The 1,169-nt window shown below is 74.9% G+C and carries 1 protein-coding gene; it reads right to left on the reverse strand.

The features are described 5' to 3' along the window. Positions 1-1,075, reverse strand: a 1,075-nt coding sequence (locus D8M29_RS12350) for an aminotransferase class III-fold pyridoxal phosphate-dependent enzyme (protein WP_127446027.1), incomplete at its 3' end; no start/stop codon positions are given. Between the last annotated feature and the right edge of the window lie 94 nt (positions 1,076-1,169).

Consider the following 1,169-nt stretch of genomic DNA (forward strand, 5'->3'; position numbering starts at 1 on the left):
TGAGGGACGCGGAGGCGACCGCGCACATCAGCGGGTTGCCCATGAACGTGGGCCCGTGCAGGAGAGCCCCGGGCATGCCCCGTTCCCGCCGGGAGACCGTCTCGGCGACCTCGGCGGTGCACAGCATGGCCGCGCCCGTCATGGTGCCGCCGGTGAGCGCCTTGCCGAGGCACAGCACGTCCGGGGCGACGCCGGCCCCTTCGCACGCGAGCCAGCGGCCGGTGCGGCCGAAGCCGGTGGCGATCTCGTCGGCGATGAGCAGGAGCCCGTGCTCGTCGCACAGCTCGCGCAGCACGGTGAGGCAGCGCGGGTCGTAGACGCGCATGCCCCCCGCCCCCTGGAGCACGGGTTCGAGGATCACGCCGGCGATCTCGTCCGCATGCGCGGCGGTGAAGGCGCGGGCCTCGTCCTCCCACGCGGCGAGGGCGGCGTCGTCGGCCTCCCAGTGGCCGGCCGGAGCGGCGTCGGGTGCCATGGGTGCCGCGGCGACGCCCTCGGGCACCCAGCGTGCCGCCGGCGGGCGGGGCAGGAACAGATGCCGAGCCACGAGCGAGGTGAAGGCCGCGTGCATGCCGTCCACGGGATCGCACACGCCCATGGGCGCGGCGGTGTCCCCGTGGTAGCCGCCGCGGACCGTGAGGAATCGGCGGCGGCTGGGCCGGCCGCGCGTCGCCTGGTACTGGAGGGCGAGCTTGAGCGCAACCTCCACCGAGACCGAGCCGGAGTCGGCGAGGAACACGTGCTCGAGCGCGGCGGGGGTGTGCGCGACGAGCCGTTCCGCCAGGTCGACGGCGGGCGCGTGCGTGAGCCCGCCGAACATGACGTGCGGGAAGGCCGCGGCCTGCCGGGTCAGGGCCTCGACGAGCGCGGGGTGCCCGTGCCCGTGCACCACGGACCACCAGGACGCCATCGCGTCGATGGCGCGGTGACGCTCCCCGCCCGGCCCCTCGAGGTCGAGGTGGACGCCCCGGGCACCGCGCACGGCGTAGAGCTGGCGGGCGCCGGCGGCCCCGTAGGGGTGCCAGGGGTGGGCGGCGTCGCGGGCGAGGAGGCCGGCTTCAGCGGGGGCGGTCACGGCGAGTTCAGGCGTTGGCGGGCAGGTCGGAAGAGGCCACGTCGGAACGCAAGTCACATTAGGAAATCCTGTATGTCGACGTCTGGTTGAACAA

Source organism: Micrococcus sp. HSID17227, from assembly GCF_003989405.1.
In the GTDB taxonomy this organism is placed as follows: domain Bacteria; phylum Actinomycetota; class Actinomycetes; order Actinomycetales; family Micrococcaceae; genus Micrococcus; species Micrococcus luteus.